Raw genomic sequence first — 26,352 nt, forward strand, 5'->3', positions numbered from 1 at the left:
CGCTGAGCGGAGCTGGCCCAATATCCGCGCATGCCGTCCACAAATAAATCCGCGTTACTACGTACGCGACCTCTACGTAGTTCTACGTAGACCGCCCCGATACGTCTGTTAAAACACAATCCCCTGTAGGAGCTGGCTTGCCAGCGAAAGCGGTGTGTCAGTCGCCGTTGATATCGAATGTGCCGCCGCCTTCGCTGGCAAGCCAGCTCCTACAGGGGGTTTGCATTCAACCGACAGATCCCGGCAGCAGGTCATTCCGTCCACCACCGCTACTGGACCCGCACTCCTTGGCATATGATGCCCGCCCAGGAACTGTAGGAGCGAGCTTGCTCGCGATGGACTTCAGAACACTGCGTATACCCGGTAAACACGCGTTTTCGTTGACGACCATCGCGAGCAAGCTCGGTCCTACAGTATTAGCGTCATCGCCCGCCTTCGGCCCGGTCAGGAGCCCAGATGCAGCTCAAACACAAAATCGTCGCGCTCGGTATCCTGCCGCTGGTCCTGGCGATCGCCGTCATCTGCGCCCTGGTCATCTCCCTGAACCGCCAACTGGGCGATCAACAGGCGCAACTGATCGAAGACAGCATCCTGGCCAGCAAGCGCGCCGAACTGAAAAACTACGTCGAAATGGCGCAGAGCCTGATCGAGCCGCTGTACGACGACGGCCACGGTGACGCGCGCGCCCAGCAGCAAGTGCTGGAAGAGCTGCGCAAGCTCAGCTTCGGCGTCAACGGCTATTTCTTCGTCTACGACCGCGAAGGTCGCAGCCTGATGCACGCGCGCCAGTCCGATCTGGTCGGCAAAGACCTGTGGGACATGAAAGACCCCCACGGCCTGCCGGTGATCCAGGCGTTGCTCAACAGTGCGCAATCGGGCGAAGGCTTCCAGCGCTACGCCTGGAACAAACCCTCCTCCGGCCAGGTCACCGACAAGCTCGCCTACGTGGTCATGCTCGATCGCTGGGGCTGGATGCTCGGCACCGGCATCTACCTGGAAGACGTCGAACGCGCCACCCAGCAGGCCCGTGACGAAGTGGCCATGGGCATCCGCAAGACCATGCTGGCCATTGCCGCCGTGGCCCTGGTGGCGGTGCTGTTGGTGTTCGCCAGCGGCATGACCCTCAACGTCAGCGAGCACCGACTGGCCGACAAGAAACTGCAGCGCCTGACCCAGCGCATCGTCAGCCTGCAGGAAGAAGAGCGATCCCGGGTGTCCCGTGAACTGCACGACGGCATCAGCCAGGTCCTGGTCTCCATCAAGTTCCAGTTCGAACTGGCCAGCCATGTGCTGGAGAATGGCCAGGATGCCGACAAGGGCGTGGGTATTTTAAGAGAAGCCACGCAACGCTTGGGGGATGCAATTGGCGAGGTTCGCAGCCTGTCCCACGACCTGCGCTCATCCTTGCTCGACACCCTGGGCCTGCCCGCAGCCATCGGCCAACTGGCCGCCGAATTCGAGCAGCGCAGCGGCCTGGTGGTGACCTACGACGACAACGAATTCGCCTGCGACCTGGTCGACGGCGCCGCCGTCTCGCTGTTTCGCATCGTCCAGGAAGGCCTGACCAACATCGAACGCCACGCCCGGGCCCGCAACGTTTCCATTACCCTGCACGGCTCTGAAGACGGCGTGCGCCTGACGGTGGTCGATGACGGCATCGGCTTCAACGTCGCCCAGGTCGAACGTCGCCACGCCGGCATCGGCCTGCGTAATATCCGCGAACGCGTCGAACATTTCGGCGGCCAGTTCGCCCTGACCTCGATGCCGGGAAGAAGTGAACTGGACGTCCTGCTGCCGATGAAAATGCCCGGCACCCAACGCTGAGTCGTGCCCACAACAAGAGTGAATGCCTGCAATGAACCTGCCCTACCCGATCCGCGTCGCCCTGGTCGACGATCACTCCCTGGTCCGCGACGGGATCAAGGCGCTGCTGGCGGTGATGGCGCCCCTGGAAGTGGTGGGCGAAGCCGAGAACGGCGCGGACGCGATCGAAATGGTCGGCCGCTGCCAGCCGGACCTGCTGCTGGTCGACATCAGCCTCAAGGACATGAACGGGCTGGAACTGACCCGGGTGCTGCGCGGCCAGTACCCGGCACTCAAAGTGCTGATGCTGAGCATGTACGACAATAACGAATACGTGAGCGAGTCCGTGCGCGCCGGGGCCAGCGGCTATGTGCTGAAGAACTCGCCGTCCCGGGAAATCATCGCGGCAATCGAAGCCATCGCCAGCGGCGGTACCTTCTACAGCGCCGAAATAGCCCAGCGGCTGATTGCCGACAAAAGCGCCGACAACGAACTGACGCCCCGTGAGAGCCAGGTGTTGTACAAAATGGTCCAAGGCCTGAACAACAAGGAAATGGCCCGGGAACTGGACATCAGTGTGCGCACCGTGGAAACCCATCGCCTGAGCATCCGGCGCAAACTCAACATTGATAAACCGGCGGCGCTGGTGAAGTATGCGATCGATCACGGGATCATTTCGCGCTAGAAGATCTCGCCGCAAAATCCGGCTCGACGCACAAAACTTGTAGGAGCGGGCTTGCCCGCGAAGGCGGCGGGAAGTCTAACGATGATCTCTCGGCCGCCATCGCCAGCAAGCCGGCTCTTATGGAACAAAGTTTATCTCATTGATTTTTTAGATAAATTATTTGCCGATTTAGCGGCATGTTCTCTGCGCGAAAGCGCAGCCTCTTCGCAGGCTGGGTGGTCTCCTACAGGGCAATGCGTCTGTCCACTATGTTGTGATCGACATAACTCCCTGTGGGAGCGGGCCTGCCCGCGAAGGCGGTGCACCAGTCAAAACCAATGTTGACTATAAAATTGCTTTCGCGAGCAAGCCCGCTCCGTACATTCACTAGCCGGGTTCTTATTCCCGGTGTGCGTCAGGACCTGGCCGAGGGCGTTGTAGGTGAAGAATTCAGCGCTGCCGTCCGGGTGCTGGATGCGCAGGACTTCGCCGTCGGGTTTGCGTTCCAGGGTGGTGGTCTGGTTCAGGGCGTCGGTGACGGCGATCAGGTGGTGGCGGTCGTTGTAGAAATAATAATTTCGAGGTAAGAAGTCTTAATATTTTTCCAGCACCGTGTTTTTTTAAAACTACAACTTCAGTCCGCCACCAAACCTAGTCAATTGTTACCGGCGGCACAACGAACAAAACTAAGCATACATACTGTCGTTAGAGTCAGAATTTTCAAGAAAGATAGACATCCAAGTATCCATAACAGCCCACATATCTATATTTTTATCTGGAAACTCTGGTTTTTCATGCCACCAAATATAAGCCTCATTAGCCGATAATGTCAGCTCAAGAGCTAAATAGTCACCAGCACCGCTTGAAAAAAAGCCCACTAAGCTAGGTAAGCCAGGAATAGTCTCATCACAGAGATCCTCTATAAAGACAAAGTCTTCTGTGCGCGAAGGCCCCATTGTGCAACCGATGTAAAAACCAAAACCGTCGTGCAAATTACAATAAAACCGCTTCAAATCGCCATTCAAATAGGCAAGTTTACCACTCCAGATGCTATCTTCAATCGGAACGCCGCCGATATAAAAGTTAAGCTCATCATCCTCACAATAAACATACAACAAATAAGGCTTATCACTAACAGCCAAAAAGGTTCCCAAAACACATTTATCTAACCAAGAGGTTACCCACGGTAAGTGATCTGCAAATAAACCCCACGCATCGGGAATACGAGAATGTTTGCCATCTACAAAGCCAAAATTTTTCCAAGCAACAGGAAAATTAATGTTTTTCGGAACACTCTCAGGAGAAAAATATATATTGTAATCTTCAAGTTCTGCAGCGATTCTTTTTTTAAGATCATCAATATTTTTCATTTAATGCATCCCATTAATAACCTGACAACAAATTGGTAATATGCTGCTGGATCTCAGGTTCCAGCTTGGCAGCTTTGTCAATCATACTAGATCTAAATGCCGGATCAACATCAATCCCACCTTTTTTGTAACTCACCCACTCGCTATTGGATTTAGCCCCCTTTGATGTATTCGCCACCTCATTTAACCCTTGGAAATTTTTTCATAGTTTAGAACCTTAACCTGGCCAGCAAAGGTTAGCTTAGAAAAACCACTCATCTCGATTATTTGCCTTCATTGGCACGATATCATCCGCGTGCGAAATTTAGTCACCTACAAACCTGGGAGGGCTGGATCCTTCATTGGAAGAACTACATCTTTATTTACTGCTTTTCGTATTGTTGCGCTGGGAGTCTTAGCTCTTAGATTTTTATAAAGCTCAGGAGATACTCGTCAGTCTTCGCAGAAAAAATTAGTTTTCTAACAATCTTCACAGCGTCGTCAAGTCACCAGCGTCGCATATCTACTCAACTCATCACAAACTTGTCCAAATGAACAAACCGCCCAACCTCCGGATCATAATACCGAAACATATTGTAGTGCAGCCCCGTCTCGTCGTCGAAATACTGCCCCTGAAACCGCAGGTTCTGCTCAACCTCGTTCACCGCCAGCGTTTCGATGGACCCCCACGCCTTGTACGTCGCCTGCCAGACAATCCGCCCCTCACGGTCCGTCATCTCCAGCGGCGTACCAATCTGGTCGGTATGGAAGTAGTAAAGCTTCTGCTCTTCCCCTTCGCTTTGATCAACGCGGGCCAGCGGCGCATAGCTGCCGGGCTCGTAGATGTACAGGTTGCTCTGCCCCGGCTGTTCTTCGCGCAGCATCCTCAGGCCTTGCCAGAGGAAGTTCTTGTGTTCGGTTTTGCCGCCTTTTACTGAGGTTTTACCTACCCGTCGGCCGAGGCTGTCATAGCGATACGTGCCGATACTTTCAAGCTTGCTATTGACCAGCGTCTCCGCTTTGACGAGGCGGTTTTCGCAGTCGTAGCTGAAGGTCTGTAGCGTGGTCAGACCGATGCGTTTCTCGATCAGATTGCCCCACGGGTCGTAGCTGTATTCCTGATCCCGCCACTGCTTGATCCGGTTGTCTTTGACGTGATCAAACTGACTGGTGTTGAAGTTCAGCCGGTTCGCCGCCGCGTCGTACCTGAACTCCTCACTGTCCACCAGCTTGCCCGTGTCACGGCTATGCAGTTGGCCATTGGCTTCGTAACCGTATTTGATCTCGCCGCGCAGTTTGTCCAGCGTGCGGATCAGTTCACCTGCCGGGTCGTATTGGTAACGGCGGTGGATCGGGTTGTAAGCGTGCTCCACCAGCAATTGTGGCGTTTCGCTGCCCAGCACGTGCGACAGCTTGTCAGCCGGAAGCGTTGAGGCAAACTGCCACGACTTGCGGCCCATGGCGTCATAGCCGAAGCAACTGGTAAGTGTGCCTTGTGTGCGATAGACCTCGCGGTGCAGGTCATCGCGTTCCATGTCGCTGATCAGCTGGCCGTCGAGGTTGAGCTGGTGCAGGTGGCCGCTGCCGTAGTACAGGTGGTTCAGGTGCTGGCCGGTGGGCAGGGTCAGCGTGGTCAGGTTGCTCAGTGGATCGTAGTCGTAGGACAGAGTGCCTTGCGGTGTGGTCTCCTTGATCAGGCGGCCCAGCGGATCGTAGGAAAAATCGAGTTTTTCTGCGCTGACGCCGAGTTTTTTGCCGTTGGCGGTGGGCAGGCGCTCGATGGTGAGCAAGCGGTCTGCGTCGTCGTAGGTGTAGTCCTGGCGAGCGTCGGCGTTGAGCTTGCCCAGCAGTCGGCCGATTGGGTCGCGTTCGAATTCGGTATGCCGTTGTGGTCGTTCGCCGCGCTCGCCGTAGCCGATTTCATCCACCCGCGTCAGGTGCCCGCCGAGGTTGTAGCTGAACCGGCGGGTCAGTTCGCCGGCAGGATCGTATTTACGCAAGATCATCAAAACCAGAGGCCACTTCCCGGCCGACGATACCGCAACGAAACTGATCTGGCTGGCACTGCAAAACATCACTGCCAACTGGGTAGCGCAGCGCACGACTGGAGGATAGCAATGAATCAATTTGCAATTCTTTATGGAGATCGATTTACAAGGTTGAACTGGCTAAAGCGCTTGAACACCAACCCAGTGGTTCAACCCAACTCGTCGAGTTTGTCGCATAGCCATAGAGATTAAACCCACCTAGCAACCCAATCGGATCCAGTCGTAGGCAGCACCTGGAAAGCCCAAGGATCAGCCCACAAGATAAAAAATAGTAGGCAGCTGAGACAAGTTTGGCAGCCGCTCTGCAGCATGAGTTATTAAAGAGCTTAAAGCATGCATAGAAATCGCTGAAATTTATGCGATAGCGCTAATAATCCCGCAAACCTTATAAAATCACCAATCCGAGACAAGGCACTTATTACCTCACCATGACCATTTTCGGTTAACATATAGAATCATCTCGCACATTTTTAAAAACTCAATAGCCTCCCAAAAATAACGTTAGCGTCGCGACCGTCACAAAACTACAGACCAGACTCATACTCCAGTCCCTCAATAAAACCTTCGAAAGATGTCGCGATTATTTTTTGTGCAGCAACTTGATTCGCAGCCATGCTTACATCGGAACGAAAAGTATCAACCGCGTAAAACATGACGGCACCACTCAACAAATCCAAACAAAAGAAATTACCTCCATCATCGACCGCAAACGGAAGTAGCGTATGAGGAATTACTTGGCGCTCACACATAAGCTTGTAGCACCCACCAATGAACTGTGTGTCATCCGGATTTCCCGCCCCATCCGAATATACATTTTTAAAGTCAGCAACCTGCATCGGATCGTAACCATCGTCCGTGATAACCCAACTGCGATTAGGAACACCACCATTACTTACAAAGTAAAGAGCTTTAAATGAATTCGGCAAACTAAAGCCAATATCTTTTTCAAGCCGAGAAATATCTGCAGACTTCAACTGCATACCAGAATGCATCAGAGAAAAATCTTTCATAGAACCACCAATTTTTTAACAAGTTGAACTTGATGTGCTTGGGGCACGCCCCTTTAGCCAGCCTTTAGATTGTGAAATCCCTACTGCATCTTTGCCCCCATAAGCCCCAGATTGTAGACCAAAATGCTTTTCAAATTGAGCTACTGATCCGGTGTGAGGCAGAGAGGCCTCATGCGCAGACCTTGTGACTAGCTGCATAGTTGTTTTTCCTGTAGCTGGATCAAAATCGTCAAGGTGATGCCAAGTGAATTTCCCCTGCGCTTTCACGTCAGCCTCTTTCAACCCTGCCTGTCTATATGCTTCTGTAAAATCTCGTCCTCGAGATCCTTGCATTTGAATAGACACAATGTTTTTTTGATTTCCTGATACCGGAAATAACTCTTTTGAACCCTCAAAGTTAACGCTCTTGAAAGCTAAACCCCAAGGATCAATCCAACTGGTGGAGTTAGGAGCATATTGATATAGATTATCCCCTCCCAACAACCCAATCGGATCCTGCGTAACAAACCGCCCCACCCCCGGATCGTAATACCGAAACGTATTGTAGTGCAGCCCCGTCTCGTCGTCGAAGTACTGCCCCTGAAACCTCAGATTCTGCTCAACCTCGTTCACCGCCAGCGCTTCGATGGAACCCCACGCCTTGTACGTCGCCTGCCAGACAATCCGCCCCTCACGGTCCGTCATCTCCAGCGGCGTACCAATCTGGTCGGTATGGAAGTAATAGAGCTGTTGTTCCCCACCCTCAACCTGATCCACCCGCGCCAACGGCGCATAACTGCCCGGCTCGTAGAGGTACAGACTGCTCTGCCCCGGCGTTTCCTCGCGCAAAAGGCGCAGGCCTTGCCACAAAAAGTGCTTCTGCTCGGTGACGCCGTTGACCGCTGACACCTTGGCCACCCGCCGTCCCAGGCTGTCATAACGATAGGCACCGCTGCTTTCCAGCTTGCCATTCACCAAGGTCTCGGCCTTGACCAGCCGATTTTCGCCGTCATAACTGAACGTTTGCAGCCGGCTCAACCCGCTGCGTTTTTCAACCAGGTTACCCCACGCATCGTAGGTATATTCCTGATCTCGCCACTGCTTGATCCGGTTGTCCTTGACGTGATCAAACTGACTGGTGTTGAAGTTCAGCCGGTTCGCCGCCGCGTCGTAGCGGAATTCTTCGCTGTCCACCAGCTTGCCGGTGTCACGGCTGCGCAGTTGACCATTGGCTTCATAGTCGTACTTGATCTCACCCCGCAGCTTGTCGAGGGTGCGGGTCAGTTCGCCGGCGGGATCGTATTGGTGACGGCGGTGGATCGGGTTATAGCCGTGTTCTACCAATAGTTCAGGCTGGATGCCCGGGTTAAGAATCTGCGAGAGTTTTTCTGCCGGCAAAGTCGAGGCGAATTGCCAGGCCTTGCGGCCCATCGCGTCATAGCCAAAACAACTGGTGAGCGTGCCTTGAGTGCGCAGCACTTCGCGGTGCAGGTCGTCGCGTTCCATGTCGCTAATGAGCTGGCCGTCGAGGTTGAGCTGGTGCAGGTGGCCGCTGCCGTAGTACAGGTGGTTCAGGTGCTGGCCGGTGGGCAGGGTCAGCGTGGTCAGGTTGCTCAGCGGATCGTAGTCGTAGGACAGAGCACCTTGGGGTGTGGTCTCCTTAATCAGGCGGCCCAGCAGGTCGTAGGAGAAATCGAGTTTCTCCGCGCTGACGCCGAGCTTTTTGCCTTTTGCGGTGGGCAGATGCTCGATGGTCAGCAAGCGGTCTGCGTCGTCGTAGGTGTAGTCCTGCCGCGCGTCGGTGTTGAGTTTTTCGAGCAGTCGGCCAATGCCATCGCGTTCGAATTCGGTACTGCGTTGTGGGCGTTCGACGTATCTAAATTCCTTGGAATCGTACCAAATCCCGCAGCGATTCGCTTACAGGTTTGAGCTAGCTCCACTTGGCAGTTCAGTTTGATTGCTCAGCAGCTGCCTTCATTGAATAGAATATTGCAGTCTTGGCAATAACAATACATTGTGAAACCCAAAACTGCAGTCACCTCCACCCTCAGAAACTGAATTATCGTTAATTAACCTCTAGAAAATCATCATTTTCCAGGTAATAATTTAGCGCAGACAACACCTCTTCCAAGCTGGCACTTTTCTTCTGGCTTAAAACATTAATCACAACATCTTTAAACTGCTGCCCATAATAAACAAGCTCTAGATTATTTGACACAACGAAATCGCTAAAAACCTCTATATCGCCTGATACCGTAGGGTATTCATCCAAATAGCAAATTAGCTCCAAGCTGATGTCGTCGACATCTTCCTCAGCATACACACATAGGTCGTCAATATTTACACTACCCGATTGCACCGCTTCAATCACGCTAGCAATCGTTGTAGATTCTTTAGTGTTTATTTTGCTCATCAACATGCCCCTTTCAGTGATTGCCCAGTTTTTCCGTCAAGTTTACCTTTGCGCCCGTCCTTTCCGCCCCCCAAATATCACGTCGCCCCTTACCTGTTGGGTGGTACACTCCATGACTGGAAGAATGATCAGCTCTATCCACCAGCTTTAACACCCCTACATCTTCGTGGTGATGCCAAGTCAGCCCTGCTGGGCTACTTGCCATATTTGGTTTGTTCATTCAGGTATCTAGCTCTGGATGCCTACCCAACATATCCCTTCGAAACGAGGCGTCTTTGTTAATTTTTTTAATAAAACTTTGGTTTGCTCGGTTGAATTGTGCACCGCCACTGGAATACCGAAGATCGGAGGGCACCTTAATACTATCAAAAGAATGATAAAGATTATCCAGACGCGAGCCCATCCAACCGGCAGGATCGATCCAATTTATTGCGCTAGGCGCGTATTGATAGAGGTTGAATCCAACCTCGATCCCTATCGGATCCTGCGCAACAAACCGCCCCACCTCGGGATCATAATACCAAAACGTATTGTAATGCAGCCCCGTCTCATCATTGCGCGGCGGGAGCCTTTGCCTTTGGGATCGGTGCTGCGCCTGGAGCCGCTGGTGCGGGCATCGGCCGGCAAGTCGGCAACCTGATCCTGAGGGGCTGCGTTTGTCGGCCATCGCTGAGTGTTTCTACCAGGGCTTGCCGGCCTGCCTCTCCATTTTGCAGGAAGGCATCACCAACGCGTGGCAGGCCGATGACGGCGTCAAGCCTACGGGCCTGTATTGGCTCGACATTCCGAATCACGGAAATCACCCGAATGCTGAACCACGAACCTATTTACGTATGTAAATGTTTACCTCTTTACCATTCGCCACAAAGAACAGTCTAGACACCTCATTCAGACTATTAAATTCAGCTTGAATCACTGTACCCGCCACACTGTTACTCGCAAATGAAACAATCGTATCAATTAAATTATCCTTCCATTCATAACTGTACGCCCAGTATTCAAAATCACCATCCACTCTACAGCCTCGAACAACTTTTCCACAGTCAAGATCTACAACCTTCAAAGACAGGACTTCATCGTGCTTATTTTTCCTTAGAGATATAAATCTATCATCGATTTTATTTACTATCTCAGCTTCGTCAAGAAAGCCGCCCGAGTCGTAACTTTCAATCTTGACTACAGCACCATCACTTACGTAGTGCTTGAATAGATTTTTTTTGTTTGCTGGCTCTTTGTCGATAATTTTAGACGGTGTTACACCCGACATTTCCAGCTCAAGAGGCAAGATTGTAAAGCACGGCCCTTTAGAGAAAAAAAATCGATCATGGACAGGATCACTTTCAAAAGAGTTGCAAACACTAATATCATTTAGCATTGCCACAACTTCGTTTTTCAAAGACTCCAACTCAGAAGTACTCATAACTTAAACCCCTTGAAATTTACTCCATCAGCTAGCGATTTTTTAATATCCGCAAGCCCACTTAAAAACTCACCTTTGGTAGTTGCCCTGGACGAAGAGTCAAAAACTCTCTGTTTGTAGGCGTTACTGTGAACTCCGGCACCTTTATGCGGTGTTGCACCTGTCCCTGGAACTCTGGCTGACTCGGTATTGGGTAACCATATGCCATTTCTCTTATCGTTTATATTTATGTCTAGATCATTCATTTTATCTCGCAGGGCGATCATTCTAAGATCTTTAGAATTTGACATAATAATATGGTGCGCGTCGTATTGCCCTCCACCGACAGGACTAGGACCGAGGTTTTTTCTTAAAACCTTCGCATCGGTACCGCATGAAAGACCTTCGGGATCGATCCACCCAATAGGACTTGGTGCATACTTGTATAGATTGCTACCCCCCTCTAACCCGATCGGATCCTGCGTAATAAACCGCCCAACCTCGGGATCATAATACCGAAACGTATTGTAATGCAGCCCCGTCTCGTCGTCGAAATACTGCCCTTGAAACCGCAGGTTCTGTTCGACGTCATCGACCTCCAACCGCTCCAGCGCTCCCCACGCCTTGTATGTCGCCTGCCAGACAATCCGCCCCTCGCGGTCCGTCATCTCCAGCGGCGTACCGATCTGGTCGGTATGGAAGTAATAGAGCTTCTGCTCCCCACCTTCCGTCTGGTCCACCCGCGCCAAGGGCGCATAACTGCCCGGCTCGTAGAGGTACAGGCTGCTCTGCCCCGGCGTCTCCTCGCGCAACATCCGCAAGCCTTGCCACAGGAAATGCTTCTGTTCCGTGACCCCGTTGACCACTGACACCTTGGCCACGCGCCGTCCCAGGCTGTCATAACGATAGGCACCGCTGCTTTCCAGCTTGCCATTCACCAAGGTCTCGGCCTTGACCAGCCGATTTTCGCCGTCATAGCTGAACGTCTGCAGCCGGCTCAACCCGCTGCGTTTTTCAACCAGGTTACCCCACGCATCGTAGGTATATTCCTGATCTCGCCACTGCTTGATCCGGTTGTCCTTCACGTGATCAAACTGACTGGTGTTGAAGTTCAGCCGGTTCGCCGCCGCGTCATAGCGAAACTCTTCGCTGTCCACCAACTTGCCGGTGTCGCGGCTGTGCAGTTGGCCGTTGGCTTCATACGCGTACTTGATCTCGCCGCGCAGCTTGTCGAGGGTGCGGGTCAGTTCGCCGGCCGGGTCGTACTGGTGACGGCGGTGGATCGGGTTGTAGGCGTGCTCTACCAGCAGTTGCGGCTGGATGCCGGGGTTGTGGAGTTGCGAGAGCTTTTCCGCCGGCAGGGTCGAGGCGAACTGCCAGGCCTTGCGGCCCATGGCGTCGTAGCCGTAGCAGCTGGTGAGGTGCCCCTGGGTGCGCAGGACTTCGCGGTGCAGGTCGTCGCGTTCCATGTCGCTAATGAGCTGGCCGTCGAGGTTGAGCTGGTGCAGGTGGCCGCTGCCGTAGTACAGGTGATTCAGGTGCTGGCCGGTAGGCAGGGTCAGCGTGGTCAGGTTGCTCAGTGGATCGTAGTCGTAGGACAAGGTGCCCTGTGGCGTGGTTTCCTTGATCAGACGGCCCAGCAGGTCGTAGGAAAAATCGAGTTTCTCTTCGCCGACGCCGAGCTTTTTGCCGTTGGCGGTGGGCAGACGCTCGATGGTCAGCAAGCGGTCTGCGTCGTCGTAGGTGTAGTCCTGCCGCGCATCGGCGTTGAGCTTGGCCAGCAGTCGGCCGATTGGGTCGCGCTCAAATTCGGTATGACGCTGTGGGCGTTCGCCGCGCTCGCCGTAGCCGATTTCATCCACCCGCGTCAGGTGCCCACCCAGGTTGTAGCTGAACCGGCGGGTCAGGTTGTCGATGCGTTGTTCTTCGATCAACCGATCCGAGGCATCGTAGGCAAAGCGGTAGGCGGCGTTGTTTTCGTTGACCAGTGCGGTCAGGCGAAAGGCCTTGTCGTACTCGTAGCTGAATATGGGCTACGTTGCATAGAGAACTTAGGTGATCAGGAGATGACTGAGACAATGTTGGCAGCATCTCCCTTTATTCAGGCTGTTAAAGATCAACTACTATTTAAAAAACCTCAACCCGGACCAGGAAAATTCAATAGAAACCCAACCTAAAACAACAGAAAAACAACGAAATATTTAGATCGGTCTTATCCAGCAGAGCAGCCACAGCTAAAGAACTGAAGCCTGCCACTTACCAGATCTGTATGTGTCCTTTTTTTTAATTCTCCAAAGATTAGAATCCTTTACCAGCGTAAATCTAAAAACCGCCTCAAGCCCAACAGCCTGCGTTACTATGAAAGAAGCTGAGCTTTCTTTTTGTTGAAGCTCTTCAATGCTATCTCGCTCCGGGTCGTACATTGTAGGATCTCCGCAACCTGGATCATATAATCGGTCCCAACTTTTTCCGTTCTGTATAGAATATTTGCGTAAAAGCACTTCAAGTATTTTTTTATACTTCTCATTGCACTCCGACGTTGGCTGCGCGCTATCGACCAAGGACATCTTTTCTTCGAAAAAACCCTGCTCCCACGACTTCATTTCGGCGAAAAACTCTTCAAGCAGCGCGCGAGGTGTAGTTATTCCACTCATAAGCCCTCCTAGTTAGGGAAAATATTAAACAATACACGCTTACCCATTTGGGAGACCTCGTAAACTATCTCGTCCGGCCGAGTTAAAGACGTATTATAAACAAACTTAATATCTACATCGACAGGCCCTTTCGTGCGAACGAAATTCGCGACATCCTTTTCAAAATCTCTGAACAGCCCTCCATTAATACCTGGCAATTGTGGGAATACGCCGCCTTTCCCGCCGGAACCACCAAGAAGCTTACCTACGATATGACCCGCATCGTCATCAGCTTCACCAAGGCCGCGTGCCCACAACCTTGAGGATTTGTTGGTCGCGGTCCCAGTCCCTAAATCCTTTGCAGTGATAGTGGCGGTTGCTCGCAAAGGTTGGCCCGCGACCCCTCTCGTAACATTTGTAGTGATACACCAGCCAAGTGGATCTATCCACCCATTGGTATTCGGAGCGTAGGCATAAAGATTTTCCCCACCCAACAACCCAATCGGATCCTGCGTAATAAACCGTCCAACCTGCGGATCGTAATACCGAAAAGTATTGTAGTGCAGCCCCGTTTCGTCGTCGAAGTACTGCCCCTGAAACCTCAGATTCTGCTCAACCTCGTTCACCGCCAGCGTTTCGATGGAGCCCCACGCCTTGTACGTCGCTTGCCAGACAATACTTCCGTCAGCGTCGGTCATTTCCAACGGCGTGCCGATCTGGTCGGTATGAAAGTAGTAAAGCCTCTGCTCTTCCCCTTCGCTTTGATCAACGCGGGCCAACGGCGCATAACTGCCCGGCTCGTAGATGTACAGGCTGCTCTGCCCTGGCTGTTCTTCGCGCAGCATCCTCAGGCCTTGCCAGAGAAAGTTTTTGTGCTGGGTTTTGCCGTCGACTGTTGAGGTTTTACCTACCCGTCGGCCCAGGCTGTCGTAGCGATACGTGCCAACACTTTCAAGCTTGCTGTTAACCAGCGTCTCCGCTTTAACAAGGCGGTTTTCACAGTCGTAGCTGAAGGTCTGCAGCGTGGTCAGGCCGATGCGCTTCTCGATCAGATTGCCCCACGGGTCGTAGCTGTATTCCTGATCGCGCCACTGCTTGATGCGGTTGTCTTTGACGTGATCGAACTGACTGGTGCTGAAGTTCAAACGATTGGCCGCGGCGTCGTAGCGGAATTCTTCGCTGTCGACGAGCTGGCCGGTGTCGCGGCTGTGCAACTGGCCGTTGGCTTCGTATTCGTATTTGATTTCGCCGCGCAGTTTGTCGAGGGTGCGGGTCAGTTCGCCGGCCGGGTCGTATTGGTAGCGGCGGTGGATCGGGTTGTAGGCGTGCTCCACCAGCAGACTGGTGTTGATGCCGGGGTTGTGCACCTGCGAAAGCTTTTCTGCCGGTAGCGTCGAGGCGAACTGCCAGGCCTTGCGCCCCATGGCGTCATAGCCGAAGCAACTGGTGAGTTTGCCTTGGGTGCGTAACACCTCGCGGTGCAGGTCATCGCGTTCCATGTCGCTGATGAGCTGGCCGTCGAGGTTGAGTTGGTGCAGGTGGCCGCTGCCGTAGTACAGGTGATTCAGGTGCTGCCCGGTAGGCAACGTCAGCGTGGTCAAGTTGCTGAGCGGATCGTATTCGTAGGCCAGGGCGCCTTGTGGCGTCGTCTCTTTGATCAGGCGACCCAGGATGTCGTATTCGAAGTTCAGTGTTTCTCCGATGACGCCAAGAGTCTTGCCGATTGCACTCGGCAGGCGCTGAATGCTGAGCAGTCGGTCTGCCTCGTCGTAGGCGTAATCCTGACGGGCGTCGCTGTTGACCTTGGCCAGCAAGCGGCCGATGGTGTCGCGCTCAAACTCCGTCGTGCGCTGTGGCCGTTCGGCCCGTTCGCTGTAGCCGGTTTCCTCAACCTGAGTCAGATGCCCACCCACGTTGAAGGCGAAACGTCGGGTCAGGTTGTCGATGCGTTGTTCTTCGATCAACCGATCCGAGGCATCGTAGGCAAAGCGGTAGGCGGCGTTGTTTTCGTTGACCAACGCGGTCAGGCGGATGGCCTTGTCGTACTCGTAGCTGATCCGCTGGCCCTTGGCGTCCTGACGGCTGGCGGGCAGGCCTCGCGCGGTTCTCAACAGCCGCGTGGTCTGGCCTTTGCCGTCGGTGTGCGTCAGCACCTGGCCAAGGGCGTTGTAGGTAAAAGTCTCAGCCGTGCCGTCCGGATAGTCGATGCGCAGCACTTCGCCTTCGGGTTTGCGTTGCAGCGTGGTGGTCTGTTTCAGGGCATCGGTGACGGCCTCCAGATGATGGCGCTCGTCGTAGCGGTAATACGTGCTTTTGCCCGAGCAGTCCTGAAAGCGCTCGACCTGGGCCAGGGTGTTCCACCACAGGTATTTCGACTTTTGCGTGGCATCGATGATGGTGTGCGGCAGGCCGTCGTCGCTGTTGAGGTATTCGGTGGTATGTCCCAGTGCGTCAACCTCGGCAATTAGATTACCTTTGTTGTCGTACTGCGCTTTCCACTTACTACCGTCCGGGTATTCGACCTGCTTGACCAGCGTGGTCAGGTGATGATGCTGGTACCGGGTCTTCCGCCCGAGCGGGTCGGTCTCCTCCACCAGCCGAGAGTATTGGTCATATTTGAGCGTGATCACATTGCCGTCAGGCAACGTCAGCCCTGTCATGTTGCCGCTGGTATCTAGATCAATCCGGTAGCGCTCGCCGCCAAAGTCGGTACTGGCCACCACCCGAAAAAAGGCGTCGTAGTGCACCTCGGACTCACGCCCCAGCACGTCGGTCACCCACGTGGTGCGGGCGTTGAAGTCGTAGCGGAAATGGAAGTGCTCGCCATCGCTGGTCCAGTGTTCGACCACACGCGGCTGACCGTCGATGGTTTGCCAGCGATAGTTACAGCTCAGGCCCAAGGCATTGCTGTGGCGACTCATGACGCCATCGCTGTAGGCGAAACTGCGCACAGAATCGCCGTTACGATTGACCACTTCGATCAGTTGGCCGAATTCGTCGTAACGGTACTGCACCAATGTTTCCACGGCGACGTTGGCAACGATGCGCTTGACCTCGCTTAGACGACCTAGCGCAGGTTCGTAATGCAGGTGGACGCGCTGCTCGCCGGTGGCGGTAATATCAGTCAGCGTGCCGTCAACGGTGCGGGTGAAATGCAGGTAATGACCGAGGGCGTTTTCGATGCGTTGCAGCGGGACGTTGATGTTGTCGTCCGGCACTTCGCCGAAGTAGAAGAAGATGTTGTCGAGGGTTTGCAGAAGGTAGTGGCCACCTTCGGTACGCACCAGATACACCTGCTCGTGAGGATTATAAATTCGCTCGCCGGGTTCCAGCGTCACAAACGGCACACTGCGGCCCTGGTTATCCGTGAGGTAGAGAAAATCCCCACGCCGACGCAGGCTTTGCTCCCACGGCAGTACCCAGCCGCGGCCGAGTACGCTGTCGACAGTCAGGTCGCTGGCGTAGAAACGAGACCACTCGATGGGCATCAGGCCAGGTAAGGCAAAGTCGACTTCATCAATAAGGAGTTTGCGGCCCTTAGTGGTATCGACAGGGTTACCGTACAAACCACCCAAGACTTTGTCAGCAACGGGCGCGACTCCGAAGCGAATGATTGCATCGCCCGCAATCACGCCGCTCATGAATTGCAACGCGCAACGGGCAGAGCCAATCAGGCCCTTCTGAAGTCCCATTTTGTAGATATTGACGAGAGCCCGTGCGCCCCCGGCGACAGCCATCAGGATATCAACGGTATATCGCAGCCAGGCCGGAACTTCGTCATCGACCGGCAAGTAGGCATAGGTACCACCACCAATAATGACGTTATCGGAGCCAGATGCGATCTTTGCTCCACAGGTCAGCTTGTCGCCTTTACGTGCGGCACCAAACCCGTTGATGAACACATTGGCCGAGCCTTCAGCGACCTGAACGGTAGGTGAGTGTTTCTCACAGGCAGCAATGCTGCCATCAGCGTAAGCGGCGGCGCGGCTATTGATGAAGACGTTGGGCGATGCAGTTTCGATCTGCCCCGCTGGCGAGCTAAAGGCTTTGCCAAGTTTCTCCCCTAGCATGACGATACCTCCCCCCAGCAGGCCGGCAGCCATACCCAGCAGGAAACCGCCCACGCCGCACGTTGCAAAGGTAATTGCCACATACGCTACCAGAGCGATACCAACCACCGCCCCTAGCAGGAAGCCAGCCAAAGCGCTGGTGTGCTCAACTCCATCGTATAGCCGCGCCGCCTCGAACATGGTTTTTTACTCCTGTTCGCTGTCAGCAGTCGGGGCTGGCGTCACATTACGCGGTTCAAAACTGGCAAGCACATCGCTCCAGTTACGATTCTGTTCGGCAGTGAAATCTGCCTGGCTGGTACAGGCGAACACCAACACGCGCCCCGGGCCAATGATGAATGCCGCCTGGCGCTGATAAATGGGCCGTTTATCATTGAGGTAATACGCTTCGATCTGCACGCCGGGAATCGGCTGAGAGGCTGATAGCGATACTGTCTTCTGCTCGAGTACGGTATACCCCCGCAGTTTGGAAGCGAGCAGTTTCAACTGCCTTTTTAGGTAGGCGCTGAGGTCTTCGCCGGGCAGATGAGCGTCCCGGGACAATGTAATGCTGAGAGGGCCAGGCACCGTGTTGCCGAACACAAACATGTTCACGGTGCGGTCTTGAAAACCTTCTGGCAGCGTGAAACTTCCTTCTTGCAGGTGGTAGTCCATTGTCAAATTCTGTCCTGTCTTAAAATGAGAGCTGTCTTTAGCGCGGAGAAAGGCCGGTGAGCATGTCATCGAAATCCAGAAGCCACCCAGCCAGTGCGGGCTTATCTGGATCAATCACGCAGGACACACCCAGCCATTGCCGCTCATTTCTGCCGGCAAGTGGCACCATCGCGCCGATCAGTCGGCCATGACGCTCTTCATGGCCAACTCTAAAAGTGAAATCCAGGGTCATTGCCGGGTTGCCCGCCAGCGAACTTTCACGCTGACGGACGACGCGCATCTCGAGATAACGTTGCTGTAACTCCTCACAAGCCTCAGCGAAGCCCTGAGCCAGGGTCCGCTCTTCCGGCACAGAGCGACGCTGTACTGAAATGGCAATCTCTTCACCATCCAAATGGGCGATCGCAGAGATATCACTAAAAGCCAAGCCTTCCGGAAAGGCAAAATTGAAGCCGCCAAAATTGAAACTGCTGGGTATGTCCTGCAGCGGGGCTGGCGGTGCCACCTCGATCACTTCAATGACAGGCTCGGCTGCGGGATTTTCGAGTGCAATGCGCTCAGCCTCTTCCTGCGCCAGACGCTTCTCTGAAATACGATCGTAAATACTGGTTCTTTTTATCATCCCGCTGCCTCAGTCATTGACTCTGACCGGCGCGCCGGTGATTTGAGTCGTGCCCGTACTCACTGTGGTGATGATGTTGCCTCTGATCTCAATACCGGCCGGCGTGATGGTGATGCTGCTTTCACCCACAGTTAGTGAGATCTTCTCCATGGCCGTAACTTGTACAAATTGCTTATCCACCTCGATGGTTAGCGATCCTTCCTTCACGGTCAGCAAAGTATCTTTGACGATGGTTTTGGTGTGCTTGCCATCGACCGTGATCGTCCGGTTATTGCCGACCTTGTGCGTCTCATCGAGCTCAATCTCGGTATCCATGTTGCGCTCGGCGTGCATGATCACTTGCTCAGCGCCGGCCTTGTCTTCGAAGCGGAAGAAGTTCGCCGTACCGCCATCGCCTTTCATCGACCGGGTCAAGAAACCACTCTGGGTCTTGTTCGCCGGCAACGACCACGGCGGCATGTTCTGGCTGTTGTAGAGGCTGCCCATGATCAGCGGGCGGTCGGGGTTGCCGTCGAGGAATACCACGACGACTTCGTCGCCTACACGAGGAATCTGCATGCTGCCGAAACCGCCGCTGGCACCGGATTGGGCAACGCGGACCCAGCAAGAGCTTTTGTCGTTGAACTCGCCGTAGCGGTCCCAGTGGAACTGCACTTTCACGCGGCCCATTTCGTCGGTGTATATTTCTTCGCCGGGCGGGCCGACGATGATGGCGGTTTGTGGGCCGGAAATCGCAGGCTTGAGCAGGTCCATCTGTGGACGGAATTTGATCTTTTTCCGCACGCAATAAAATTTATTACCGTAGCCAGCCTGACTTCCCGAGGTGTAATTGTTGCTGCCGCGGTGCTCGATGTTCATCACCAGGAACTGCCTGTCATCGGCAGAGCCAGCGTCATGCTCGTAATGCTGCGTCAGCTCAAACGTATGGCCTGGGCGCATAGCGCGACAGTTGCTTGAGCCGACAAATGTCTTGCCTTTGAGCTCCAGCGCCTCAATGCGGTTACGCACCAGAAGTTCGCCATCTTCATACGTGCCGTGGGTGTACTGCCCCATGTAATCGAAGATTTCATACGACGGAACATCGCCTTGTTGATTGAGGCTGTTCATCGTGACGGGAATCCGATTTCCCGGCTGTCGATAATCGAAGGTTTGCACCGAGATCTTTCCGGCCTGGAACTCCCGGGCGGAACTCCAGTGAGTGATGGAGTCAGAGTTTTCGGTCACTGATGCTGTGTGGAAGCGCACTTGCGGCTGCTCAGGCAGCAGCGTCAGAACGCTGGAGTCGTCCATGATGATGAGCGTGTGGCTGTCGGCCGTGTGCTCGAAGTAGAAGAACAACCCTTCTTGCTCAAGCAGCCGCATGACAAAATGACTGTCGCTTTCGCGGTACTGAGTGATATAGCTGTGTGGCTTGAGTGTACGGCTGACGCGGAACTCGTATTTCGCGAGACCTTCATAGCGACCAAAGACCTTCCTGACCACCTGCTCTACGGTTTGATCCTGATAGATTTGAGAGTCATACCGCTGCGCAATCAAGCTCAACCATGAACCCACATAGGCTGAGTAGCGCGACATGCCGCCATTGCTGCCGTTGTTCCCGAAGCTCAGCACATGGCCGTTGATATAACGACTACCGCCGGTGGCGAGTTCGATTTCAATCGTCGCAGCCTGCCCGATGGCGGACTTGAGTTTTACGCTTGCGTCCTCGGAAATCAGATCCAGCTGAAACCCGAAATCAGTCGATAAACCTTCACTCCCGGCAAAGGATTCAAGCAGCAACTCCTGGCCGCCCTTGAGGGCCATGGTCAGCTTGAACAGGCGCCTGTTCTGCGCCGACTACAGTGAGGAAAGATCCATCGCTTCAACTACTCCTTAAACCGGTAACACGTCATCAGGCTTGGGCGGCCTGCACGTAGTGATCATCGAAAATCAGACACCCGGCGACTTGCACCAGGAAGCGACCCACTTGAACAATCTGCTCAACCACCAACGACTGCGCGCTTCGCGAATTTCGTCGATTTGCATGAAGGTGTAGGGTGTGGGCATGGTTTTTTCTTGGATGCGGAGGGTGCGCAGGCCTCTGATTATATGGCGTGCGTGGAACAATAACGCGACCGAGAAAGCCAGCAGCCCAAACATCGCAACCATCCCAGCAGTGAGGGTGCCGGCTGCTTTGGTAAAAATACTTGCTGTCAAAGTGGTTGCGCCAGCCACCAAGAGAGGGCTATACGCGGTCGATGGTTTTTGCTTTTCTTGCGGACGGGGCTGCACCTTGATTCCATCATATTCGAATGGATGAAAGGACGATTTGCCATTTGCCAGGACCAAATACGTCAACGACACGATTCCTATTGGAACAGGCCACATCATGAGGGCAGCAATACTTGTCTTACCCCAGAACCTCGCAGCGACCAAATAAGCCGAGGTGGAGGCTAACAAACAGAAGAGGCTTACAACCGTAATGAGTATCGAAGTCATGTACAGAGTAAATTTTTCACACGCATAGACAAGATACAAGGTCCATATAAATGCAGATAAAGACACGACGAAATATGCAGGCCAAAAATACTTAAACCCGGAAGGACCAAAGGCGAACAACAAAACAAAAAAACCGAATAAAAACCATGTAAATTTTTTGAGCTTATCTGAGTCAATCATTATGGATTCTCAATCTTCATCGCGTTGCCAATCACATTATCCACCCCGAACTCAACCATCGCCCACTGCACCACCAAACCTGCAACGAATCCAACGGCTACTACCACAACTAATGGCGCTGCTGGAACCGCAAACAGAGCAGCTGCGCCTGCCAAGGCGTACCCGGAACCGACGCCTACAGCAGCCGATACGATATTAGTGGACTGGCTGTAAACAGACTTATTATAGAACTCTGTACCCGTAGTTGAACTTGAATAATCCAGAAATGCTTGCGGACCTACAGCCAGAGCAGCACCAACAGAATCCCCCCCCATGAACTTCAACATGCCGATAGCGCCATTCGCATGCAGATGTGCACGTTGAGTCAATGCCACCTTGGTATTTCCGACAGTGATATGAGCGACAGACGGCCCAACCTCACCAAGTATCTTATAGTGTCGCGCCACAGCAGTTACAGGAATCTCGAAAAACAACTGACCTTTCTTGGAGATTATTCTAATACTGCCTTTGAACGTTTTACTAGCTGACTGAGCGCCGGGAGCTCCTCGACTATTGGCCCAAGCATTTAGCTTTGATTTCTGCTCAGCAGTTAGATCTAGTAGATCAGTTACCTTTCTGGCCCTGGCTGCTGCCATAACGCCGCCTGCAGCAGTTGCAATAGTCCCTGGCAAGTTACCTCCCGAAAACATCAGAGGTCCAATTACTGGAATTTTTGCGGCGGCCTGTTGCAGGGCTTGCAGCGCTTCAACCGATACATTAGTGGCGGACTTCAGCTTCTGCAGGAGCTCGCGGAGCAGCAGAGCAGCACTTATGAATTCATCAGGGTTCGAGCAACGATACGTTGAGCATCCGCCTGACCTGCAGCAACCGCGATTTACCTTTGATGCTGCCGTTCGGTGGCGAGCGCGGCGATTTCAATATTCCCGGCAACTCGGTGATCAACGACATCCGCTGCTTGCGCAAACCCACCGCAACGGCCCGCGTGCCCTTGGGCAACGGGGTGATCTGGCGCCTGATCTCGCACCTGTCGCTCAACCATATGTCCCTGGTGTCCCGGGGGCGCGACGTGCTGCTGGAGCTGTTGTCGCTCTACAACTACCGCAACGTCTCGGCGATCCGCAAGCAGATCAACGGCATCGTTTCGCTGAGCAGCGAACCGGTGGTGGCGCGTATCGGCCACCCGCGCCCGAACTTCGTGCGCGGGGTCGGCATCACCCTCAATTTCGATGAAAGCCAATACACCGGCAGCGGTGTGTTTTTGTTCGGCATGGTGCTGGACCACTTCTTTGGCCAGTACTGCAGCATGAACAGTTTTACCCAATTAACCCTTCGCACCTTGCAGCGCGAAAAGAGAGTCGTCCAATGGCCACCACGAACCGGCGATCAACCCCTGGTCTGATCGACCAGGCACGGGCTGAGCCGCACCGATTCGAGTTTTTCCAATTGGTACGCTTGCTCCGCCTGCATTACAGCAGAACCGGGCGCATGGACCTGGACACTCGACCGCACGAAGACCCTTTGCGTTTTCGCTCGCAGCTGTCGCTCAACTTCCCCGCCAGTGAAGTCAGCGACCTGCAGTTCGAGCGTGAGGGCAAGGTGTCCGCGGCCGGTCTGCCGCTGTCCGAAGTGCAGGTCACGTTCATGGGCCTGGTCGGGCCTTCGGGTGTGCTGCCGCGCCCCTACACCGAGCTGTTGATCGAGCGGCACATCCAGTACCGGGATGACGCGGCCCATGCGTTCCTCGATATTTTCTCGCACCGCATGACCACGCTGTTTTACGAGGCCTGGCAGAAATACAAGTTCTACATCGAGTACGAGCGCAACGGCACCTCGGATTTCGATCGCTACCTGCTCAACCTGGTGGGCTTCGGGCCGGAGGCGCAGAAGCAGAAATTCGACAGGCAAGGCTCACCGCTGCGGCGCGAATTGTTCAGCTATTTCTCCGGCCTGTTCGCCCAGAAGCCACGCAATGCGATGAACCTCGAAGCGATGCTGGGTTTCTATTTTTCGCTGCCGTTCAAGGTCAAGCCGTTTGCCGGCCGCTGGCTGAAACTCGATGCCGGCCAGTGCACGCAGTTGGGTCGCAAGAACGCCGTGCTCGGGCAAAGCGCCGTGGCCGGCAACCGGGTCTGGGACTATCAATCCTGCGTGCGCATCGAGATCGGCCCGCTGGACCTGGTCGACTATCAACGCTTCCAGCCCGGCACCGTGGACTACCAGAAACTGGTGGAACTGGTGCGCTTCTACGTCGGCGCCGAACTGGACTTCCAGTTGGCGCCCAGGCTCAAGCCCGCAGCCGTCCCCGTGGCCCGCCTCGGTCGCCAGGGCAATGTGTCACTGGGCTGGCTGGGCTGGCTCAAACGCCCGGGCGTCGACGTGGAACCATCCCGTTGCGCCCTCTTCCACATTCCATTCGATGGGGTCTCCCTGTGAACCTGAAGTCCCTGTTTGCCAAGTTGAACGACACCAGCCGCACCGCCACCGAAAGCGCCGCGGCGCTGTGCCTGTCGGAACAGCACTACGACGTCGAGATCGAGCACCTGTTGTTGCAGTTGCTGGACAGCCACGACAACGACCTGCCGGCCATCCTGCGTCACTACGACGTGGTGCCCGAGCGCCTGCAGGCGCAGTTGCTGACCGCGCTGGGCACGTTCAAGAAAGGCAATACCCGCACCCCGGCACTGTCGCCGCACATCACGCGGATGATCGAGCAGGCTTGGGTGCTGGCCTCCATCGAATTCGGCCAGGGGCAGATTCGCACCGGTTATCTGTTGCAGGCGTTGCTGGATGACAACGAGCTGCGCCGGGTGGTGATCGCCTCCGCCCCCGAGCTGGAAAAAATCAATGCCGACGACCTGCGGGTCAACCTCGGCGCGCTGGTCGAAGGCAGCGCCGAATCGCAACAGGCCAAGCCCCTGGCCGGTGCGGACGTCACGGCCCGCGGCACGGTCAAAGGCAACGGCAAGACCCCGGCCCTCGATCAGTACACCATCAACCTGACGCAAAGCGCCCGCGAAGGCCGGATCGATCCGGTGCTCGGCCGCGAGTTCGAGGTGCGGCAGATGGTCGACATCCTGACCCGTCGTCGCCAGAACAATCCGATCCTGACCGGTGAAGCCGGCGTGGGTAAAACCGCCGTGGTCGAAGGCCTGGCGCTGCGCATCATCCAGGGTGACGTGCCGTCGGTGCTTAAAGACGTCGCCATCCACACCCTCGACCTGGGCTTGCTGCAGGCCGGTGCCGGGGTCAAGGGCGAGTTTGAAAACCGCCTCAAGTCGGTCATCGAGGAAACCAAGCGCAGCCTGCACCCGATCATTCTGTTCATCGACGAAGCGCACACCTTGATCGGCTCGGGTGGCCAGGCCGGGCAGAACGATGCCGCCAACCTGCTCAAGCCGGCCCTGGCCCGGGGCGAACTGCGCACCATCGCCGCGACTACCTGGGCCGAGTACAAGAAGTACTTCGAGAAAGACGCCGCGTTGGCCCGGCGCTTCCAGGTGGTCAAGGTCGAGGAGCCGGACGAAGACAAGGCGATCCACATGCTGCGCGGCCTGCTGGGCAAGATGCAGGATCACCACAAGGTCACGGTGATGGACGAAGCGCTGGTGCAGGCCGTGCGCCTGTCCAATCGCTACATCACCGGGCGCCAGTTGCCGGACAAGGCCGTCAGCGTGCTGGACACCGCCTGCGCCCGTGTCGCCCTGGGCCAATCGGCGCAGCCGGGGCCGCTGGAAGACTGCAAAAAAACCCTCGACAACCTCCAGGCAGAAATCGCGGTGCTGCAGCAGGAAGCGGCCAAAGGCAGCGACCATGCCCGGCGCCTGGCCGCCTTGCAGACCGAATTGCAGGCCGGGCAGCAGACCCGCGAAACCCTGGAACAACAGTGGCAGCGCGAGCTGGAACTGGTGGAAAAGCTCGGCGCGCTCAGCCATCCGGACAACCAGGCGCCCGATGTGCGCGAGATTGCCGCCGTACGTGCCGAACTGGCCAGCGTCCAGGGCGAACAACCGCTGGTGCACGCCCTGGTGGATGGCGGCACCATCGGTGAAGTGATCTCCGGCTGGACCGGCATCCCCCTGGGCAAGATGCTGCGCGACGAGATCGACACCGTCCAGCGCCTGCCCGCCCTGTTGGGTGAACGCGTGCTCGGACAGGACCACGCACTGCAGGAAATCGGCAAGCGCATCAAGGTGTCCCGCGCGCGCATGGAAGACCCGAACAAACCGATCGGCGTGTTCCTGCTGCTCGGCCCGAGTGGCGTCGGCAAGACCGAAACCGCCCTGGCCCTGGCCGACACCCTGTACGGCGGCGAGCGTAACCTGATCACCATCAATATGTCCGAGTACCAGGAAGCCCATACGGTATCGAGCCTCAAGGGCTCGCCACCGGGTTACGTCGGCTACGGCGAAGGCGGCGTGCTGACCGAAGCCGTGCGGCGCAAACCGTATAGCGTGGTGCTGCTGGATGAAGTGGAAAAAGCCCACCCGGATGTGCTCGAACTGTTCTTCCAGGTATTCGATAAAGGCGTGCTGGATGACGGCGAAGGCCGCGAGATCAACTTCCGCAACACCGTGATCATTCTCACGTCCAACACCGGCACCGAGCACATCATGCAGGCGTGCCTGAATGCCGGGCAGCAGCCGACGCCGGATGAAATCGTCGAAGGCTTGCGCGAGGAGTTGAACCAGGTGTTCAAGCCGGCGTTCCTCGGCCGCCTGACCGTCGTCCCCTACTACCCGGTCAAGGACGCGATCCTGGAGCGCATCGTCGCGCTCAAGCTCGAGCGCATCCGCCAGCGCTTCGAGCGTAACCATCAAGCCGCACTGAGCTACGACGCCGCGCTGGTCAAGGCCATTGCCGCACGCTGCACCGAAGTCGACAGCGGCGCGCGCAACATCGACAACATTCTGTCCAAGACCCTGATGCCGGAACTGGCCCAGCAGGTGCTGGAGCGAATGGCACAGGACACACCGATTCAGAGTTTGCACATCGAGATGGACAGCGACGGCGATTTCGCCTGTCGCCTGAGCTGATCGAGCACTTACAGGTA

At 55.1% G+C, this 26,352-nt stretch carries 19 protein-coding genes and 6 pseudogenes; 8 read left to right on the top strand and 17 right to left on the bottom strand.

Annotated elements, in window-relative coordinates:
• Positions 1-456 precede the first annotated feature (456 nt).
• Positions 457-1,824, top strand: a complete 1,368-nt coding sequence (locus tag ELQ88_RS20895; RefSeq protein ID WP_138967475.1) for a cache domain-containing protein — start codon at positions 457-459, stop codon at positions 1,822-1,824.
• A 31-nt stretch (positions 1,825-1,855) separates the two neighbouring features.
• Positions 1,856-2,488, top strand: a complete 633-nt coding sequence (locus ELQ88_RS20900) for a response regulator transcription factor (protein WP_138967477.1) — start codon at positions 1,856-1,858, stop codon at positions 2,486-2,488.
• 308 nt (positions 2,489-2,796) lie between these two features.
• Here ELQ88_RS20900 and ELQ88_RS34765 read toward each other — a convergent pair whose 3' ends face one another.
• Positions 2,797-2,949, bottom strand: coding sequence for a hypothetical protein (locus ELQ88_RS34765; protein WP_346342824.1), 153 nt, complete (start codon positions 2,947-2,949; stop codon positions 2,797-2,799).
• Between ELQ88_RS34765 and ELQ88_RS35060 the strand changes: the two genes are divergently transcribed.
• The gene (locus ELQ88_RS35060) at positions 2,878-3,054 is read left to right on the top strand and encodes a hypothetical protein (RefSeq protein WP_346342799.1); all 177 of its coding nucleotides are present in this window, start codon (positions 2,878-2,880) and stop codon (positions 3,052-3,054) included. The genes ELQ88_RS34765 and ELQ88_RS35060 overlap by 72 nt on opposite strands.
• A gap of 99 nt (positions 3,055-3,153) precedes the next feature.
• Here ELQ88_RS35060 and ELQ88_RS20910 read toward each other — a convergent pair whose 3' ends face one another.
• Together ELQ88_RS20910 and ELQ88_RS20920 are read right to left on the bottom strand one after the other, a co-directional pair.
• The gene (locus tag ELQ88_RS20910) at positions 3,154-3,837 is read right to left on the bottom strand and encodes a hypothetical protein (RefSeq protein ID WP_138967479.1); all 684 of its coding nucleotides are present in this window, start codon (positions 3,835-3,837) and stop codon (positions 3,154-3,156) included.
• Positions 3,838-4,343: 506 nt separating this feature from the next.
• Positions 4,344-5,789: pseudogene (locus ELQ88_RS20920) on the bottom strand (RHS domain-containing protein); the annotation flags it as partial.
• Positions 5,790-5,802: 13 nt separating this feature from the next.
• On the opposite strand from ELQ88_RS20920, the pseudogene ELQ88_RS20925 reads away from it, so the two are divergent.
• Positions 5,803-5,975, top strand: a pseudogene (locus tag ELQ88_RS20925) (IS256 family transposase); the annotation flags it as partial.
• A gap of 413 nt (positions 5,976-6,388) precedes the next feature.
• On the opposite strand, the gene ELQ88_RS20930 reads toward ELQ88_RS20925, so the two are convergent.
• The 5 genes and pseudogenes from ELQ88_RS20930 to ELQ88_RS34365 form a co-directional block, all read right to left on the bottom strand.
• Positions 6,389-6,874, bottom strand: coding sequence for an SMI1/KNR4 family protein (locus ELQ88_RS20930; RefSeq protein WP_128871127.1), 486 nt, complete (start codon positions 6,872-6,874; stop codon positions 6,389-6,391).
• Positions 6,875-6,889: 15 nt separating this feature from the next.
• Positions 6,890-8,722 (bottom strand): annotated as a pseudogene (locus ELQ88_RS20935) (RHS repeat-associated core domain-containing protein); the annotation flags it as partial.
• A gap of 196 nt (positions 8,723-8,918) precedes the next feature.
• Positions 8,919-9,266 (bottom strand): hypothetical protein, encoded by a 348-nt coding sequence (locus ELQ88_RS20945; RefSeq protein WP_224791003.1) that lies wholly within the window; start codon positions 9,264-9,266, stop codon positions 8,919-8,921.
• A gap of 13 nt (positions 9,267-9,279) precedes the next feature.
• Positions 9,280-9,486 (bottom strand): HNH endonuclease, encoded by a 207-nt coding sequence (locus ELQ88_RS34360; protein ID WP_178084704.1) that lies wholly within the window; start codon positions 9,484-9,486, stop codon positions 9,280-9,282.
• Entirely contained in the window at positions 9,487-9,771 is a 285-nt protein-coding gene (locus ELQ88_RS34365) for an RHS repeat-associated core domain-containing protein (RefSeq protein ID WP_228761544.1), read from the bottom strand.
• A gap of 77 nt (positions 9,772-9,848) precedes the next feature.
• Here ELQ88_RS34365 and ELQ88_RS34770 point away from each other — a divergent pair.
• A pseudogene (locus tag ELQ88_RS34770) lies at positions 9,849-10,036 on the top strand (DUF6861 domain-containing protein); the annotation flags it as partial.
• Positions 10,037-10,089: 53 nt separating this feature from the next.
• Here ELQ88_RS34770 and ELQ88_RS20960 read toward each other — a convergent pair.
• From ELQ88_RS20960 to ELQ88_RS21000, 9 genes and pseudogenes are all read right to left on the bottom strand, one after another.
• A complete protein-coding gene (locus ELQ88_RS20960) occupies positions 10,090-10,686 on the bottom strand; it encodes a hypothetical protein (RefSeq protein WP_138967487.1) in 597 nt (198 codons plus the stop codon).
• A pseudogene (locus ELQ88_RS20965) lies at positions 10,683-12,686 on the bottom strand (RHS repeat-associated core domain-containing protein); the annotation flags it as partial. The pseudogene ELQ88_RS20965 and the gene ELQ88_RS20960, both read right to left, overlap by 4 nt.
• A gap of 213 nt (positions 12,687-12,899) precedes the next feature.
• Positions 12,900-13,319, bottom strand: coding sequence for an NTF2 fold immunity protein (locus ELQ88_RS20970; RefSeq protein ID WP_128871125.1), 420 nt, complete (start codon positions 13,317-13,319; stop codon positions 12,900-12,902).
• An 8-nt stretch (positions 13,320-13,327) separates the two neighbouring features.
• Entirely contained in the window at positions 13,328-17,548 is a 4,221-nt protein-coding gene (locus tag ELQ88_RS20975) for an RHS repeat-associated core domain-containing protein (RefSeq protein ID WP_138967491.1), read from the bottom strand.
• A 6-nt stretch (positions 17,549-17,554) separates the two neighbouring features.
• Complete coding sequence (locus ELQ88_RS20980; protein ID WP_128871123.1) at positions 17,555-18,022, bottom strand: DUF1795 domain-containing protein; 468 nt, start codon at positions 18,020-18,022, stop codon at positions 17,555-17,557.
• Positions 18,023-18,059: 37 nt separating this feature from the next.
• On the bottom strand, positions 18,060-18,641 hold the full coding sequence (locus ELQ88_RS20985; RefSeq protein ID WP_138969554.1) for a hypothetical protein: 582 nt from the start codon (positions 18,639-18,641) through the stop codon (positions 18,060-18,062).
• Positions 18,642-18,653: 12 nt separating this feature from the next.
• A complete protein-coding gene (locus tag ELQ88_RS20990) occupies positions 18,654-20,447 on the bottom strand; it encodes a type VI secretion system tip protein VgrG (RefSeq protein WP_138967493.1) in 1,794 nt (597 codons plus the stop codon).
• A gap of 126 nt (positions 20,448-20,573) precedes the next feature.
• Positions 20,574-21,302 carry a hypothetical protein gene (locus ELQ88_RS20995; protein WP_138967495.1) on the bottom strand — a complete coding sequence of 243 codons (729 nt, stop codon included), beginning with the start codon at positions 21,300-21,302 and terminating at the stop codon, positions 20,574-20,576.
• The gene (locus ELQ88_RS21000; RefSeq protein WP_178084705.1) at positions 21,302-21,973 is read right to left on the bottom strand and encodes a hypothetical protein; all 672 of its coding nucleotides are present in this window, start codon (positions 21,971-21,973) and stop codon (positions 21,302-21,304) included. Before ELQ88_RS21000 ends, ELQ88_RS20995 begins: the two co-directional genes overlap by 1 nt.
• Positions 21,974-22,128: 155 nt before the next feature.
• Here ELQ88_RS21000 and ELQ88_RS21005 point away from each other — a divergent pair.
• The 3 genes and pseudogenes from ELQ88_RS21005 to tssH all read left to right on the top strand — a co-directional run.
• Positions 22,129-22,701, top strand: a pseudogene (locus ELQ88_RS21005) (type VI secretion system baseplate subunit TssF); the annotation flags it as partial.
• On the top strand, positions 22,665-23,735 hold the full coding sequence (tssG, locus tag ELQ88_RS21010; protein WP_138967497.1) for a type VI secretion system baseplate subunit TssG: 1,071 nt from the start codon (positions 22,665-22,667) through the stop codon (positions 23,733-23,735). The pseudogene ELQ88_RS21005 and the gene tssG, both read left to right, overlap by 37 nt.
• A complete protein-coding gene (gene tssH, locus ELQ88_RS21015) occupies positions 23,732-26,335 on the top strand; it encodes a type VI secretion system ATPase TssH (protein WP_138967499.1) in 2,604 nt (867 codons plus the stop codon). The genes tssG and tssH overlap by 4 nt, the downstream gene beginning before the upstream one ends.
• Positions 26,336-26,352: the final 17 nt, after the last annotated feature.

This window comes from Pseudomonas sp. MPC6, assembly GCF_006094435.1.
In the GTDB taxonomy this organism is placed as follows: Bacteria; Pseudomonadota; Gammaproteobacteria; order Pseudomonadales; family Pseudomonadaceae; genus Aquipseudomonas.